Genomic DNA, 15,873 nt, shown 5'->3' with positions numbered 1-15,873 from the left:
GGATGAGAAAAAATCAGCGTGCCACAATTCGTCTGAGACCTAGACCCCCTAATCCATGGGATCTTGATGCCCTCCCTTGCCAGTTCACCCAATTTTCTTGGAGTATGGTCGAATGGTGTCGGGCGCCTGCGGGTGCACATTGAGTCAAAACGAGCTAAGGGAATGTCTCGCCGCTCAATATCATAAAGGGCAAATTATGCCTCACGAGTCTTTCGCAGCTGGTCTTGCAAAAGTTAAGGAAGCAGAGCTCACCACGTCTGAGCACGGGGTGACGAAAGACAAGGTTCGCGCAGCGATCGGCTTTCTCCTGGCAGTTTGCCTTTCGCTAGTGGTGGTTGCCATCTGGGAGGGCTGGAATTCGCGTGACTACCGGTTGCACGACAAGGAAGTGTCAATGGCCAACCTCGCGCAAACCCTGGCGTCACAAGCTCAGGCATCCATCAAACAAGCCGACACCGTGCTGTTCAGCTTGGTCGATCGAATTGAAACGGAAGGAATGAGCCCGGAGCAGTTACCTCTCCTACTACGTCTTCTCAATGCACAGCGAAACGAGCTGCCACAGTTGCATGGGTTATTTATCTATGACCAGAACGGCGCCTGGATAGCGGACTCGAGCGGCATCCTGCCGCCGAACGCAAATAACGCCGATCGTGAGTATTTTATCTACCATCGCGATCATCCTGACCGAGGCCCGCATGTAGGGCTGTCCATCAAAAGTCGCTCAACGGGCGATTGGGTCCTGCCGGTGTCGCGCAGGATCAACAACCCTGATGGCAGTTTTGCAGGCGTGGCATTGGCAACTATCTATCTTGATCACTTTCTCAAGCTCTACAACAGCATCGATATTGGCAGTAATGGCGTTATCAACCTGATTTCCTCCGACGCCAGAATCGTCATTCGACGCCCCTTTAACGATGCGATCATTGGCAGCAGCGTTGCGGACGGCCCGCTATTCACCCAGTTGCTACCAAAAGGGCCTTCTGGAACGGCCACGGTCAGATCATACGTAGATGGTATAGAACGCGTCGTCGGGTTTCGACGGGTCAGTGGGTATCCTCTCGTGGTGTTTTCAGCCATGAATAAAGAGGAGGTATTGGCAAGCTGGTGGCAGGAAACATTGATGAGCTCCGCCATCGTAATTTTGCTGATGAGCGTTTTGGGTGGGATCGGTTATCGCTTCATCCGGTTGATGAAACAACAGAACCGAATTCAAAACGAATTACTGGGCGCTCAAGACAAGCTGCTTGATGTGAATCGAACCCTGGAACTGCTCGCCTTGGAAGACGCACTGACCGGGCTCGCAAACCGTCGCCAGTTCGACTTGTTCACGCAGGCTGAGATGGGAAGGGCCAAACGTGGTCACACCACCCTGGCCTTGCTGATGATCGACGTCGATCACTTCAAGCGTTTCAATGATCGGTATGGCCACTTGGTCGGTGACGAGTGTCTACGCAGGCTAAGTGGGATCATCCTTGAAAACATTAAGAGACCAGGCGATCTCGCTGCACGATTTGGCGGCGAGGAGTTCGCAGTTGTTCTGCCGGCAACCGATTACGTTGGGGCTTTTATCGTCGCGCAAAAGATCCGCAACGCAGTAGAACAAGCGCAGATTGCACACAAAGACAGCGAGCAGGGGATAGTGACGGTCAGCATCGGTGTAAGCGCCTGTAGCCCAAGAGCTGAGGACACCCCGGACGATCTGATTGGTGCTGCTGATAAAGCGCTCTACATTGCCAAGACCAGCGGCCGAAACATGAGCGTGATCGCTGACTGAAAGGCGAACAAGCGTGCGCAAAAAACACTTCAAGCGTGCACCCTGAAAAGCATCCTCGGTATCTGCTCGCCACAGGTACCACAGCAGTGCTCCTCGCCCGCCTACAAAACGACAAATGAGTGCGCTATCACTGTTGGTAGGCGCAACTATGATGAATAGGTCGGCTCAACCATTGAGTGGAAACGTTCCAATTCTCGAGTGAGAAAGCGAAACGCCATAGCGGCAAGCGCTCACAGAAGTGTTGAGCAACCTAATCGTCTGATCACAAGCCGGGAGTCATACGTGGAAGCCCTCGACTCAGTCCTCACGGCGGCGCGTGCCCAGTTCGCGATCACCATCAGTTTTCACATCGTGCTGGCGGCGTTCACCATCGGTCTGTCGAATTTTCTACTGGTACTCGAGGCGTTGTGGCTCAAGACCGGTCGCGAAGTCTATCTGGATGTCTATCACTACTGGCTCAAGATATTCGCCCTTAATGTGGCGGTGGGTACGGCGTCAGGGCTGATTTTGGAATATCAGTTTGGGCTGAACTGGTCGCGTCTGGTGGTACAGGCGGGCGATATTCTTGGACCGTTGATGTTCTACGAAGTGTTGGCGGCGTTTTTCCTCGAGGCCGGGTTCTTGGGCATCATGCTTTTCGGATTGAAGAAGGTCGGCCCACGACTGCATTTCTTCGCCACTGGTGCCGTAGCCATGGGTTCGTTGATCAGCGCATTTTGGATACTGTCGGCCAACTCCTGGATGCACACACCCGCAGGCTATTCGATGTCAGGGGAGGGGCGCTTTCTGGCCGAAAACTGGTGGGCGATCATTTTCAATCCCTCGTTCCCCTATCGCCTGGCGCATATGACATTGGCCGCGCTGCTGGGTTCGGCAACGCTGGTGGCCGGCGCCAGTGCCTGGCAGTTGCTCAAAACCTCGCACAATCCCCGCGCACGCCTGCAATTGTCCATGGCCTTATGGACGGTCGTGGCTCTAACTCCCGCGCAAATTGTGGTCGGCGACCTACATGGCGAACACACTTTGAAGGTTCAACCGCAGAAGGTAGCCGCCATTGAAGGTTCGTGGACGCGTCCACCCGCAGGTGCGGGTGAACCGCTGCGCCTATTCGGCTGGCCGGATATGTCCGAAAGACGCAATCACTGGGAAGTGGCTATTCCGCGGATCGGCTCGCTTTACCTTCGTCACGACCTGAGCGGCACCATCGCCGCACTGGACGAGTTCGCGCCTGAGGACATTCCGCCGGTGCCGCCAGTATTTTTCGCATTTCGCCTGATGGTCGGGCTGGGGTTGATGATGTTGGCGCAAGGCATCGCCAGCCTCGTTCTTCGCTTTCGTAAGCGTCTGTACATTGCACGCGGGTGGTTATGGAGCTGTGTGCTGATGGCCCCAACGGGATTTGTAGCGATGCTCAGTGGTTGGATCGTCACTGAGGTCGGGCGTCAGCCCTTTACCGTCTACGGGCTACTGCGCACGGCCGACAGCGTGTCACGGGTCTCACGCGAGCAGGTGGTGACTTCTACGTGGGGAATTCTGCTGTTCTATCTGCTGGTATTCGGCATCGGCTTGTGGGTGCTGATGCGTTTGCTACGTGAGCCACCGCGCCGTGGCGAGCCAGGTCCGCAACCAACATTGCCTGACGAAACCGGACGGTCTTGAGGAAACGAGTCGATGGACACTGACTGGCTGACCCTGTTGTGTGCAGCAGCTCTGGCATTCTCGGTGATGAACTATGTGTTGCTCGACGGAACCGATCTGGGTGTCGGCATACTGCTGGGCCTGACGCATAGCAGCCGCAATCGACGCGCCATGGCTGTGACCATCCTGCCGATTTGGGATGCCAACGAAACCTGGCTCGTTCTCGGTGGCGGCGGGCTTCTGGCTTTGTTTCCGCTGGCCTACGCCATTCTGCTCCCCGCGCTTTACGTGCCATTTATCGCCATGTTTCTGGCATTGATACTGCGTGCAATGGCGCTTGAATTTCGTGATCACGCGCCCAGCGAGCGCGTTAAACGGCTGATCGACGGCGTGTTGCTGTGTGGCTCCCTGTGCACGGGACTGATTCAAGGTATTGTGCTCGGCACCCTGGTCAAAGGCGTCCCCCATCTGGGCAGTCAGTACAGTGGCGATGGCCGCGAGTGGCTCGAACCCTTTCCGCTATTTTGCGGCCTCGTACTCGTGCTGGGCTATACCTGGCTGGGCGCTTGCTGGCTGTATTGGCGAACCGTTGATGAACTGCAGCACCGTTCTGCGCGTCAGGCGAAGCAGCTGGCTTGGGGCACGGCAGGGCTTCTGCTGGTTTTAGTCGCTTGGACCACCACCTTGCACGATCAGTACTCGCAGCGGCTGACGGCGCCGGTGGTGTGGGTACCCGCGGTTTTGATTCTGATGGCTTTGCTGGTGGTATTCCGATCAGGGTTTCGCAGTCGTTCTGACTGGGTACCGCTGTTCTGCGCCCTGGGTGTATTCGTACTGGCGTTCGCCTTGATGCTCGTCGCGCTTTATCCGCTGATCATTCCCCCGGGTCTGACGCTGCAAGCCGCCACCTCAAAGCCCAATAGCCAGGTCTTCATGCTCGTCGGCTTTGCCGTGTTGATACCGGTGACGTTGATCTACAACACTTATGGATTCAGAGTCTTCAGCGGCAAGGTACGTGTGGGAACAAAAAGCTGAAAAATTCCGGGTTTCTAAGACTGAATTTGTGGAAAAAAGACTTCAAACGTTGTGCCTTCTTCGGTGTTGGAACACACCGTGACGTTCCCTCCATGTGACCGGGCGATTTCCCTCACGATGAACAATCCAAGCCCTACGCTGCGTGCGTTACGGTCGTTGGTGCCGCGGATCATGGGTTCGAATAGAGTCGCCATCAATGACTCAGGGATAATCGCGCCCTGGTTGCGAACGGACACAATGGTTTGATGCTCTTCACAAGATGAAGTGATGATGATTGGCTGCTTCAAATCTCCATAAGCAACGCTGTTAGCAACCAGGTTGCCAATAACTTGCTGTACCCGATCTGCATCAATGTATGCGATACCCGATCCATTGCATTGATGCTGCAAATTTGCAGCGGGAAAAGCGACGCGCAATTCATCGACACTCAGGCTGACTAAAGTATGCAGATCAACCGGGGCCGGCGTTACTGCTATTCCTCGGCCGACCCGGGCCAAGGTAAAGTCCAACAGATCGGCAATCATTCGTTCAGCGCGGCCAGCTGACTGGCTGATATGGCCGAGCATTTTGAATTGCTTAGCAGACAGTTCGTCTCTGGTTAACATGTCAGACGCCATTTTTATCGCAGTCAGCGGTGTTTTCAGGTCATGGCTGACGATAGCAACCATCTGCTCGGCGAATGATGCACGACGTTCGGCCTTTTCGTAGGCTATTTTCAACTCGCTTTGAGCAAGCTGAAGCGCAGTTTCCGCAACGGTTTTCTCGTGCAGTAGACCTTCGGCGACTTTTCGGGAGCTGAGTAGTTCGCGCTCATATTTGTCGCGATCGCTTATCGTGAATAGTGCCAGTTCAAAAAAAGCACCATCGGCATTTTCGCGCCTTACACCGTTAAGCAGCATTGTGACGCAATGTTTGTCCTTGTGGACCAGATCGAGCTTCACCTCGGCTACTGAGCCTTGCATACGCATCAGCGGCGCCCAATGGGTTTGGTGAAATATACGGCCGCCTATTGTCAACAGGTCTTGGAAACGCCGCCCGATCAAAGAGCAGGCGTCGAAGCCGACCCAACAGCAAAATGTCAGGTTGGCGAGCAAAATCGTCCCGTCCTCTTGCGTAACCACGAGGCCGCAAGGCGCGCCTTCAAATAGTGTCTGCGAGTCGGGACCTGGCGGTGCGTCAGTCGACATCCGCACCTGCCCTCAGCGTCAGGAAGCTGTCCATGGCTTCCGAACAGGCACTCGGTGCGCTCATGTGTGGGCAATGACCAACGTTAGCCACCAAGCTGAGTGTGCTGTTGGGAAGTACAGCATGCAGATATTCACCTACGGCGATGGGAGCGATGAAATCGTCGGTGGATTGCAGAATCAAGGTTGGTGTGACCAATCCCGCAACGTCCTTGCGATTGTCTGACATGAACGTCACGCGTGCGAATTGCTTGGCGATCTCAGGGTCGGTACGGCAGAAGCTATTGGTCAGTTCTTCTCCCAGTGCAGGTTGCCCGGGCGCGCCCATGATTACCGGTGCCATATTGCTGGACCAGCCAAGGTAGTTGCTGTCCAGCGTGTCGAGCAAGGACTGGATGTCTTCGAGTTTGAATCCCCCCACATAGTCATCGGAGTCAATGTAGCAGGGTGAAGGGCCAATCATCACATGCGCCGCAATTTTTCCAGGGCATAGGCGGTCCAGTAGGACACCTATCATGGCGCTAACAGAGTGGCCGACCAGAATTACTTCACCAGTGGCAAAATGATCGACGATTTCACCCAGATCATGGGCGTATCCCATCAAGGAACTGTATTTTTCCCGATCATACGCGCCGATATCTGACTGCCCCGACCCGACAAGGTCATAAAGGACAATCTTAAAACGAGACGTGAAGTGGTCGACCAAATAGCGCCACATGCTCTGGTCACAGCCAAAACCGTGGGAAAAGATCAGTGTCGAAGGACCTTCACCCATCACTTTTATGTTGTTGCGGTATCGCAGGTTCATGCGCGTCATCCCGAGAGTATCTAAGGTCTTTTGGCATTTTCGGCATTGTAGATAGCGCGGGTTGCGGTCATGCAGACCATTACAATAGCTACCCGTTAAGAGAGTATTCAGAAAACACGTGCTGCGATCTATCAGTACTATGGGGTCGGATGGCGGGGGAGGTGATTTTTATTCGGTACGTTAAGCGAATGATTTTGGCAGCTTCTGTGGCTTTTGGTTCAAATCATGCCGGTTGGAATCCATGCGATGAAAGTCACCACCCGGTAGATGTCTATGTCGAATGATCGGATTACCGTTTAAATCGGACTTGCGTCCTGAATTCCTTCGTTATCGTCCGCTGATCTGACTTTCAGAAAGCTTACTGAACTCCAGTGTGCCCGAGTCCTTCGGTATGAAGACCAACGTCTTTTATTGAACGTACGAGGACATCACCATGCGAGCAATGACCTATCACGGCGCCCATGACGTCAGAGTCGAGAGCGTGCCGGATCCGGTACTAGAAGCGCCGGACGACATTATTCTGCGCGTCACCGCCACAGCCATCTGTGGTTCTGATTTGCACCTGTATCGCGGCAAGATTCCCACCGTCGAGCATGGCGATATCTTCGGTCACGAGTTCATGGGCATCGTCGAGGAGACCGGTTCTGGCGTGACTGCGGTCCAGCGCGGTGATCGGGTGGTGATTCCGTTTGTCATCGCCTGTGGTGATTGTTTCTTTTGCCAACAGGAGCTTTACGCCGCGTGTGAGACGACGAATACCGGCCCGGGCGCGGCGATGAACAAAAAACGGATTCCGCCGCCGGCGGCACTGTTCGGTTATAGCCGAATGTATGGCGGCATTCCGGGAGGTCAGGCTGAACTGGTTAGGGTGCCTAAAGCCAACACTGGGCCATTTAAGGTTCCAGGCACGCTGGCGGATGAGAAGGTGCTGTTTCTCTCCGATATCCTGCCAACCGCCTGGCAGGCGGTTCTCAATGCAAATATCGGTCAAGGTTCAAGTGTGGCCATCTACGGCGCTGGCCCGGTGGGACTGCTGAGCGCCGCCTGCGCCCGCATGCTCGGTGCCGAGCGCATCTTCATGGTCGATCATCATGCGTATCGCCTTGAGTATGCGCAGCGTACTTACGGTGTTATCCCGATCAACTTTGATGACGATGATGATCCGGCCGACACCATCATCCGGCAGACTCCGGGTAGCAGGGGGGTGGACGGGGTGATCGACGCCGTGGGGTTCGAAGCCAAGGGCAGCACCACCGAAACAGTACTCGCCACTCTCAAGCTGGAAGGCAGTAGCGGCAAAGCACTGCGCCAGTGCATCGCCGCGGTACGGCGCGGCGGCGTGGTGAGTGTGCCCGGCGTGTACTCAGGGTTCATTCACGGTTTTCTATTCGGCGATGCGTTCGACAAGGGCCTGACGTTCAAAATGGGTCAGACTCATGTGCAGCGGTTCTTGCCTGAGCTGTTGGAACACATTGAGACGGGTCGGTTGCAACCCGAGGCCATCATCACCCACAGGATGTCGCTGGAACAGGCAGCGGAAGGTTACCGGATCTTCGACAAGAAACAGGAAAACTGTCGCAAGGTTATCCTGACACCTGGCAGCAGCGACGTACCACTGGCCGACGTGAATGAGACTCCGCCAATGGCCCCAGTCGCTTAACGGTGACCCTTATCCTGCTGGCCGCTGATAGCGCCAAAACTTAAGCCGTGACTGTTGGAGTGAAGCCTGTCCTCACCATTGGATGACAGGCTTCATACTTGCAGCAGGCTACCGTCGCCATAAACCAGAACACCCCTAGGTTCCTTGGCCCATGCCTTCAACTGCCCGTCGATAATTCGCCGTCGCTTTCTCAATCATCGCTCTGCGCTCCTCTTTGGTGATGAACCCCTCTTCGCAATACTCCTCGGCAAGGCGCAGTAATTCATCGTATTGCTCAGGAGCGCTCATTCGAATTTCAGGATGAGTGAATAGTCGCTGCCAGGTTTCCAGTGCCTGTGCTTTTCTGTCTACATACATGACATAACCCTCCAAGTATGGACGGTAGAAAGGTCTGCACGTTTACCGTTCAATACCGGTGACGAGTGGGTGGCTAGAGTTTAAAACGCCGAGCCGCACGAGAGTATGTTGAGAAACACCCGCAATACTTGGCTTTGAAGCATAAACACTTAAAGATCCGCATCACATGTGAGTTGCATCAATTTCCAATCAGTTGCATTTATTGTCAAATGTCACAGCTGCCACCGACCAGTGCCGGCCCGGAGGCCGAGTGGTGCGGCTGGCGAAAGGGCCGTTGTGGCCAATGGGTCAGTGGCACGCCGCTGGCGACCGATTGAATCGCCGCCACTTCCAGCGCCTCGCATTCGGAGAGTGGCGGCAGCAGGCCCGGCAAGCGACTCGCCAACAAGGTCTTGCCGGTCCCCGGCGGCCCGCTGAACAACAGGTTGTGTGCGCCCGCCGCCGCGATCAGCAGCGCCCGTTTCGCGGCCATCTGTCCTTGCACCTCATTGAGGTCGGGATAAGGTTTCGCCGCATGGATCAGCCCGTCCGAGACATAAGGCTCGACCGGCGTATGCCCGTTGAAATGCGCCACGGCTTCCAGCAGATGATCCACCGCAAACACCTTCAAACCCGAAGCCAGACATGCTTCCTCGGCATTCGCCCGCGGCACCACCAGTGCCCGCCCGGCCTTGCGCGCCGCCAGCGCCGCCGGCAACACCCCGCGTACCGGCCGCACAGCGCCGGACAACGCCAGTTCACCAAGGCATTCCACCTCATCCAGCGTCAGACACGGCACCTGCACACTCGCCGACAGAATCCCCAGGGCAATCGCCAGATCAAAGCGCCCGCCGTCCTTGGGCAAGTCCGCCGGCGCCAGATTCAAGGTGATCCGCCGCGCCGGAAACTGCAGCCCAGAATTGATGATCGCGCTGCGCACCCGGTCCTTGCTCTCTTTCACCGCCGCTTCGGGCAGGCCGACCATGGTCAGCGAGGGCAAGCCGTTGGCGAGGTGAACTTCGACGGTGACGGCGGGAGCATCCACGCCAATCTGGGCGCGACTGTGGACGATGGCGAGGGACATGGTCGTTCCTTGAGTTGAATCGGGGGCCGCTTCCTGCGGTTTTTTAAGGGTAGTCGGGGAGGAGGGAGTTGAAGGGACAGTTGCCTGGGCAAAGCTTCACTGGATGTTGCTGGAGTCGAAAGGACTAATCTTCAAGCGAAAAAAAACCGCCTACTAGACGGTCTTTTAATGCGGGATTCAGGTTCCGCCACCGGCGAGCCAGCCATCAGGCTCCAATTCTTTGCCATAGGCCGCGGCGACCTTCAAAAAGTGCCGCTGACTGGCAGAAACCGTATCGGCCAAACTGGGCGTTTCTGCACGAAGCCTAGATGCGAGTAACGGCTGTTTTTTCTGTTTCTTCTGTTTCATAGACACCTCTCGTGTCTGGATGAATGAGTCGATCTTATTGGTCGTCCAGTGGAAAGACAAGGCGGTCGGCTGTGTCGAAATGAAACCCAAGTTTTTGGTAGTAAGGGATGGCGCCAGAGTCAGGTTCCTGGACCTCGATTTCAGTGCATCCCAGTCTCCGTGCATAGAATTCAGTTGTTAGTAGCGCCATGGGTGCGATCCAGCCCCGCAAGGTGTGGGTCTTGCCAGTTCGTCCCTGCAAAAGGATGATTTTTATGCAGATCGTGCTTTTGCGCGGAGTTGCGTAACACAAGCCGCACAGCTCTCCTTCGTACCAAAAAGCCAGGTCCAGACCCTTTGCGTCTTTGGTTTTCCACTTCAGCACGTCATCCCATGGATAGCTCACGGGCCCGCTCCACTGGTGGTATGCATTGATTGCTACAGGAGTAATTGGCTCAATTCCGAGTAATGTTGCATCCACCCCGGCAGCTAATGCTTCCGGGTCCATGGATACGGTTTGGTGTGCAAGCTTGCGGGCTTCGGATTTGAGTGTCTGATTACGGAGCTCGGTCCCTTTTCCTTTTCTTCGCATTGTCTGAGTTCTGTTTGGATCAGGCCGCAGAAGGTAGCGAAGGTGGGGATACTCACGTAATCAGGCGTGGGGGACAGTTCTTGTAGGACGGTACTTACGTAAGTGAAGGACGTTGGTTTGGGCGGATTCAGGGTGATACGGCTTGGGAGCTAAAAGTTCGCTGCGACTACTCCTAAAAAAAGAAAACGGCGTCCTGTCGGACGCCTTTTTCTTTTTTGATTCAGGATTTTCTGCCCGACAGCAGGCCGCTTGGCTCAAGCTCAGGCCCGCACGTAACGGCGACTTCAATAAACCTCCGTTGATTGGCTGACATATTTCCAGCCAGTCGGAGTGCTTCGAGGCGTAGTTCAACAATCAGAAGTAGCTTTGTCTTCCTCTTTTTATCTTTCACAGAGACCTCCATCCTGACGGGTACATTTTCGTTTGCCAATGTAATGAGGGGGGTAAGGACGGCATAACCAGGCGGGGACGCTGATTTTTGTAGGGGCATGCCCTAATAGTTGTAGGACGTCAGCGAAAGGGACTCAACGGTCTTGTAATGCAAAGTCGGATGCTCCAGTTTGGCCGCTCAATGCAGCCTCTGGAGGCGACAAATGAACCGCAATGGTATGCGCCCGATTCATCCCGGCGAAGTTCTGAATAAGGAATTCATGGAGCCGTTGGGCATGACTGTCATGGACTTGGCCATGCCCACGAACTGGCCTGAAACCGAGATCGAGAAGCTTGTGAAATGCCAGCTCAGGATCTGCGCCGATCTGGCAATCAGACTGGCAATCCACCTCAACACCACGCCTGAGTTCTGGATGAATCTTCAGTCGACTTACGATTTACGCAGGGCTCAGCTCCGGCATGCGGGCCTATAGCGATTGCAGCATCCGCGAAGCCCTCTTCCACCAAGTGCCCGGTTCTGGGCGCTTTAGCTTTTCCTGTTCTAACACCATCAATGGCACATCCTGCAACCGAATCCACGGCTGGTTATTCCAGTGCAGCAAACTCAACGACATCTCGGGCCAATTCAGCAGGCTTAGCTGTGGGCGTTCGCTTGTTGTGGGGTGCTGGGCGTCGCGCAGGGTGGGGATAACCTGATGGGTGAGCCATTCGCGTAGCGCTCGGTATTCGGGGCAATAGTGATAGACGAGGAGGGCGTAGATGCCGGATTCGCTGATCAGGAGGGTGTTTTCGATCTGGTTGTGGATCAGGGTTTTGCGGGTTTGGTATTGGTCGGGGTCGAGTTTTCGCAGCATGCGTTCGTTGAGGTAAATGTGCAGCAGGCGGCCCAGGTCGCGGGCAGAGAACCAGGGTTGGTTCTGGATGAGCAGGGCGTGGAGGGGGAGTTTGTGGCGGGTGAACACCTGAGGAGTGAGATACGTATCTTCGTTTTTCATTGAACAGCTCCTTTTGCTTTAGGGCTGCCCTCAATTGTCGCCAAACAATTGGGTGGCAGTCGTACGCGGGTTGGCGAACCGGAGCAAAAGGAACCCGGCAGACCCGAAGGTCTCCCACGCACAACCGCCATGAAAAGATGTGGCGGTAAATGTAGCCGCCATCATGGTTGTCGTGCGCCTTAAGCTGTTCGGGTCGCCAAACCCGGTGCTGAACATTCAGCATCGGGTGAGCTTAGAAACCTGGGCTTTTCGGCGCAATCGGACGGCGGTAATGCAGTTTGTAGGACGTTGCCGGGATGGTTGAAGGGCTGGAGATCAAAAGATCGCAGCCTTCGGCAGCTCCTACAGGGGGAGCAGATTATTCCGCGGGCGGTGTCAGCTTGGCTTCCATCTCGGCAACTTTCGCTTCGAGGCTCTCGAGGCGAGCGCGAGTTCGAGCCAGGACGACCATCTGGCTATCGAATTCTTCACGGCTCACCAGATCCAGTTTGCTGAAAGCACTTTGCAGCAGCATCTTGAACTGGCTTTCGATTTCGGCTTTTGGCAGCGGGGTGTCGCCGCTGAACAGGCGGGAGGCAGTGCCGCTCAGGGCGTCGAGGAAGTCTTTGGGCGCGAGCATGGGATGTGTCCTGTAAACAGTGGTGCGCAGTGTATCACGCAGTGTCTATAGTCATTGACGCAGGCACGGATGCACGCTTTTCGCGCAAGCGGACGGACGGCAACGCACCGTTGTTGTGCGTAACCGTCGGGCGTTTTTCGTGCAAACGCCTGTGGCAGCGGCCAAAGGATTGAAATCAGAGGAATTTGGCGAGATGGCAAGCTTTCTGCTTAGTCGGTAGTGACCCATGCACTGATGCAGTCGCTGTGACGAATGCAGTGCGGCAGGCGGAGCGGGGAGTTTCGCCGGCAGCGGTTAGCTGGCGTCAGTCGGGCAGGCAAGGCCGACGATGCGTTACAAAGCCAGGCACTGCGCTTAGACTTGAGTCGGGTTTGTTTTCCTGGGGCAAGTCCACCAATTCGGGAGAGAGTTTCATGAAGCTAGTCACTGCCATCATCAAGCCGTTCAAGTTGGACGACGTGCGCGAGTCGCTGTCCGAAATCGGCGTGCAGGGCATTACCGTTACTGAAGTCAAAGGCTTCGGCCGGCAGAAGGGTCACACCGAGCTGTATCGCGGCGCGGAATATGTGGTCGATTTTCTGCCCAAGGTGAAAATCGACGTGGCCATCGACGACAAGGATCTGGATCGGGTTATCGAGGCGATAACCAAAGCGGCCAACACCGGCAAGATCGGTGACGGCAAGATCTTCGTGGTCAATCTGGAACAGGCGATCCGCATCCGTACCGGCGAAACCGATACCGACGCGATTTAAGCCGCCACAAACCCCAACGCCCCAGGAGAAAACAATATGACTCTGCGTAAATTCGCAGGGCTAGGAGCCCTGTTGTCCATCGTAATGCCCGGCCTTGCAATGGCGGCAGACGAAGTGGCGGCCCCGGTCCTCAATTCCGGCGACACCGCCTGGATGCTCACCTCGACAGCCCTCGTGCTGTTCATGACCATCCCGGGCCTGGCGCTGTTCTACGGCGGCATGGTCCGCTCGAAAAACATTCTTTCCGTGATGATGCAATGCTTCGCCATTACCGGTCTGATCAGCATCCTGTGGGTCATTTATGGCTACAGCATTGCGTTCGACACCACCGGCATGGAGCAGGGCGTCGTCAACTTCAACTCGTTCTTCGGCGGCATGGGCAAGGCGTTCCTCGCCGGTGTCACGCCTTCGAGCCTGACCGGCCCGGCGGCGCTGTTCCCTGAGGCGGTGTTCATCACCTTCCAGATGACCTTCGCGATCATTACCCCGGCGCTGATCGTCGGTGCGTTCGCCGAGCGGATGAAGTTTTCCGCGATGCTGATCTTCATGGGCATCTGGTTCACCCTGGTCTATGCACCGATCGCGCACATGGTCTGGTCCGGTAACGGCGGCCTGATGTGGGACTGGGGTGTACTCGACTTCGCGGGTGGCACGGTGGTGCACATCAACGCCGGTGTGGCCGGTCTGATCGCCTGCCTGGTCTTGGGCAAGCGTAAAGGCTTCCCGACTACCCCGATGGCGCCGCACAACCTCGGTTACACCCTGATGGGCGCGGCGATGCTGTGGGTCGGCTGGTTCGGTTTCAACGCCGGTTCCGCTGCAGCGGCCAACGGCACTGCCGGCATGGCGATGCTGGTTACTCAGATTGCAACCGCTGCGGCTGCGCTGGGCTGGATGTTTGCCGAGTGGATCACCCACGGCAAGCCAAGTGCGCTGGGCATCGCCTCGGGTGTGGTTGCCGGTCTGGTGGCAATCACCCCGGCTGCTGGCACCGTGGGCCCGATGGGCGCACTGGTGATCGGTCTGGCGGCGGGTGTGGTGTGCTTCTTCTGCGCCACCACCCTGAAACGCAAGCTTGGTTATGACGACTCCCTGGACGCATTCGGCGTGCACGGTATCGGCGGTATCCTCGGTGCGATCCTGACCGGTGTATTCGCTGCACCGTCGCTGGGCGGCTTCGGCACCGTGACCGACATCGCGGCGCAAGTGTGGATTCAGTGCAAAGGCGTCGGCTTCACAGTGATCTACACCGCGATTGTCACCTTCATCATCCTCAAGGTGCTGGACGCCGTGATGGGTCTGCGTGTGACCGAGGAAGAAGAATCGGTTGGCCTGGACCTGGCACAACACAACGAACGCGGCTACAACCTGTAAGTACGCGCATCGAAAAAACTTGCCCGGCTTGCCGGGCATTTTTTTGTCCGGGATTTGTCATTGAGAGAGCAACTGAAAGGATTTTTCGTACGGCTTTCGTCGTGTTTACGATGGGCATTTTTCTGCGGCCAATGGCTTACATCATTGCAGGAATATTAGGGCCTTTGTTTTTTCCCAGAGCGCGCTAGAATGCGCCCCGAACGTGCGGAGAACTGTATGTGGCAACAGACTCTGATAACCCTGCGGGCACGGCCCCGGGGCTTTCATCTGGTAACGGACGAGTTACTCGCCGGCCTGCCTGAACTCAAGGCGTGCCGGGTCGGTCTGTTGCATTTGTGGCTGCAGCATACCTCGGCGTCGTTGACCATCAACGAGAACGCCGATCCGGCGGTCCGTCGCGACTTCGAACGATTTTTCAATCGTCTGATCCCACAAGGAACAGACGGCTATGAGCATAACGACGAAGGCCTGGACGACCTCCCGGCGCACTTCAAGGCCAGCGTGCTTGGCTGCCAGATCAGTCTGCCGGTATCGGCGGGACGTCTGGCTCTGGGAACCTGGCAAGGCGTTTATCTGGGCGAGCACCGTGATCATGGCGGTGCCCGTAAAGTCCTCGCCACCTTGCACGGTGAAGGGGCGTAAACCGCTGGTCACCAGCGGTTACCGATTTTTTTCCGGCGACTTTCGACAGTCGCCAAAGCTGGTCTATAACTAATCTGCTTTTCGCAAGTCATGAGGTAGAACATGAGCGACGATGATCTGGAAAACGACGACCTCGAAGTAGGCGACGAAGACGAGGCCGAGGACGGTCTGGAAGCAGCAGCGGAAGACGTTGCTGAAGACGATGTCGGTGACGATACGCCGGCCCCGGCTGCCAAAGGCAAAGCCAAGGCTGCGGTGTCGGTAGACGAGTTGCCGAGCATCGAAGCCAAGAACAAGGAGCGCGACGCCCTGGCCAAGGCCATGGAAGAATTCCTTGCGCGCGGCGGCAAGGTGCAGGAAGTGGAGGCCAACGTGGTCGCCGATCCGCCCAAGAAGCCGGACAACAAGTACGGCAGCCGCCCTATCTGAGGCGTGCCGCTTGCTTGCTGAAAAAGCCCGCCGTCGCTGCGGGCTTTTTCATGCCTGGAACAAATACTCCAGACTCGCCGCGATCCCTTGCAGGGGTGAGCCTTGTGGGGAGGGGATTTATCCCCGATGGGTCGCGAAGCGGCCCCTGATGCAGCACGCCCCACAGTCCTGACACACCGCGCAAGATGACTTCNGGGGATTTATCCCCGATGGGTCGCGAAGCGGCCCCTGATG

16 protein-coding genes and 1 pseudogene are annotated in these 15,873 nt (G+C 56.3%); 9 read left to right on the top strand and 8 right to left on the bottom strand.

From position 1 onward, the window contains the following. Positions 1 to 196: 196 nt before the first annotated feature. The 3 genes from HXW87_RS02425 to cydB all read left to right on the top strand — a co-directional run bounded on the left by HXW87_RS02425 (position 197) and on the right by cydB (position 4,447). Positions 197 to 1,774: a sensor domain-containing diguanylate cyclase gene (locus HXW87_RS02425; protein WP_239779135.1), complete on the top strand. Its 1,578-nt coding sequence runs from the start codon at positions 197 to 199 to the stop codon at positions 1,772 to 1,774. A 282-nt stretch (positions 1,775 to 2,056) separates the two neighbouring features. Next, positions 2,057 to 3,433 (top strand): cytochrome ubiquinol oxidase subunit I, encoded by a 1,377-nt coding sequence (locus tag HXW87_RS02420; protein WP_182404501.1) that lies wholly within the window; start codon positions 2,057 to 2,059, stop codon positions 3,431 to 3,433. A 12-nt stretch (positions 3,434 to 3,445) separates the two neighbouring features. Further along, positions 3,446 to 4,447, top strand: a complete 1,002-nt coding sequence (gene cydB / locus HXW87_RS02415) for a cytochrome d ubiquinol oxidase subunit II (RefSeq protein WP_182404502.1) — start codon at positions 3,446 to 3,448, stop codon at positions 4,445 to 4,447. 14 nt (positions 4,448 to 4,461) lie between these two features. Here cydB and HXW87_RS02410 read toward each other — a convergent pair whose 3' ends face one another. Then, positions 4,462 to 5,634, bottom strand: coding sequence for a PAS domain-containing sensor histidine kinase (locus HXW87_RS02410; protein ID WP_239778393.1), 1,173 nt, complete (start codon positions 5,632 to 5,634; stop codon positions 4,462 to 4,464). Continuing rightward, on the bottom strand, positions 5,624 to 6,439 hold the full coding sequence (locus HXW87_RS02405; protein ID WP_034139786.1) for an alpha/beta hydrolase: 816 nt from the start codon (positions 6,437 to 6,439) through the stop codon (positions 5,624 to 5,626). The genes HXW87_RS02410 and HXW87_RS02405 overlap by 11 nt, the downstream gene beginning before the upstream one ends. A gap of 433 nt (positions 6,440 to 6,872) precedes the next feature. On the opposite strand from HXW87_RS02405, the gene HXW87_RS02400 reads away from it, so the two are divergent. Continuing rightward, positions 6,873 to 8,099, top strand: a complete 1,227-nt coding sequence (locus HXW87_RS02400; protein WP_239778392.1) for a zinc-dependent alcohol dehydrogenase — start codon at positions 6,873 to 6,875, stop codon at positions 8,097 to 8,099. 135 nt (positions 8,100 to 8,234) lie between these two features. Here the strand turns inward: HXW87_RS02400 and HXW87_RS02395 are convergent, their stop codons facing one another. From HXW87_RS02395 to HXW87_RS02380, 4 genes and pseudogenes are all read right to left on the bottom strand, one after another. Beyond that, on the bottom strand, positions 8,235 to 8,456 hold the full coding sequence (locus HXW87_RS02395; protein WP_182402993.1) for a hypothetical protein: 222 nt from the start codon (positions 8,454 to 8,456) through the stop codon (positions 8,235 to 8,237). A 220-nt stretch (positions 8,457 to 8,676) separates the two neighbouring features. After that, a pseudogene (locus tag HXW87_RS02390) lies at positions 8,677 to 9,519 on the bottom strand (magnesium chelatase domain-containing protein); the annotation flags it as partial. 177 nt (positions 9,520 to 9,696) lie between these two features. Next, positions 9,697 to 9,867, bottom strand: a complete 171-nt coding sequence (locus HXW87_RS02385; RefSeq protein ID WP_167443788.1) for a hypothetical protein — start codon at positions 9,865 to 9,867, stop codon at positions 9,697 to 9,699. A gap of 34 nt (positions 9,868 to 9,901) precedes the next feature. After that, a complete protein-coding gene (locus HXW87_RS02380) occupies positions 9,902 to 10,438 on the bottom strand; it encodes a GNAT family N-acetyltransferase (protein ID WP_182402991.1) in 537 nt (178 codons plus the stop codon). A gap of 593 nt (positions 10,439 to 11,031) precedes the next feature. On the opposite strand from HXW87_RS02380, the gene HXW87_RS02375 reads away from it, so the two are divergent. After that, entirely contained in the window at positions 11,032 to 11,301 is a 270-nt protein-coding gene (locus HXW87_RS02375; RefSeq protein ID WP_182402989.1) for a HigA family addiction module antitoxin, read from the top strand. Here HXW87_RS02375 and HXW87_RS02370 read toward each other — a convergent pair. Together HXW87_RS02370 and HXW87_RS02365 are read right to left on the bottom strand one after the other, a co-directional pair. After that, complete coding sequence (locus tag HXW87_RS02370) at positions 11,296 to 11,823, bottom strand: Bro-N domain-containing protein (RefSeq protein WP_239778391.1); 528 nt, start codon at positions 11,821 to 11,823, stop codon at positions 11,296 to 11,298. The two genes, HXW87_RS02375 and HXW87_RS02370, sit on opposite strands and share 6 nt — an antisense overlap. 358 nt (positions 11,824 to 12,181) lie before the next feature. After that, entirely contained in the window at positions 12,182 to 12,442 is a 261-nt protein-coding gene (locus HXW87_RS02365; protein ID WP_007920416.1) for an accessory factor UbiK family protein, read from the bottom strand. A 413-nt stretch (positions 12,443 to 12,855) separates the two neighbouring features. On the opposite strand from HXW87_RS02365, the gene glnK reads away from it, so the two are divergent. The 4 genes from glnK (at position 12,856) to sutA (ending at position 15,639) form a co-directional block, all read left to right on the top strand. Further along, positions 12,856 to 13,194 carry a P-II family nitrogen regulator gene (gene glnK, locus HXW87_RS02360; RefSeq protein WP_002555808.1) on the top strand — a complete coding sequence of 113 codons (339 nt, stop codon included), beginning with the start codon at positions 12,856 to 12,858 and terminating at the stop codon, positions 13,192 to 13,194. 36 nt (positions 13,195 to 13,230) lie between these two features. After that, positions 13,231 to 14,568, top strand: a complete 1,338-nt coding sequence (locus HXW87_RS02355) for an ammonium transporter (RefSeq protein WP_027610437.1) — start codon at positions 13,231 to 13,233, stop codon at positions 14,566 to 14,568. A gap of 216 nt (positions 14,569 to 14,784) precedes the next feature. Then, positions 14,785 to 15,210, top strand: coding sequence for a secondary thiamine-phosphate synthase enzyme YjbQ (locus HXW87_RS02350; RefSeq protein ID WP_003229414.1), 426 nt, complete (start codon positions 14,785 to 14,787; stop codon positions 15,208 to 15,210). 102 nt (positions 15,211 to 15,312) lie between these two features. Then, positions 15,313 to 15,639 (top strand): transcriptional regulator SutA, encoded by a 327-nt coding sequence (gene sutA, locus HXW87_RS02345; protein ID WP_182403111.1) that lies wholly within the window; start codon positions 15,313 to 15,315, stop codon positions 15,637 to 15,639. The last annotated feature ends 234 nt before the right edge of the window (positions 15,640 to 15,873 follow it).

The organism is Pseudomonas sp. Y5-11, assembly GCF_022368695.1.
In the GTDB taxonomy this organism is placed as follows: domain Bacteria; phylum Pseudomonadota; class Gammaproteobacteria; order Pseudomonadales; family Pseudomonadaceae; genus Aquipseudomonas; species Aquipseudomonas parakoreensis.
Note: the sequence above shows the minus strand (reverse complement) of the source record. Positions and strands in the feature narration are given on the sequence as shown.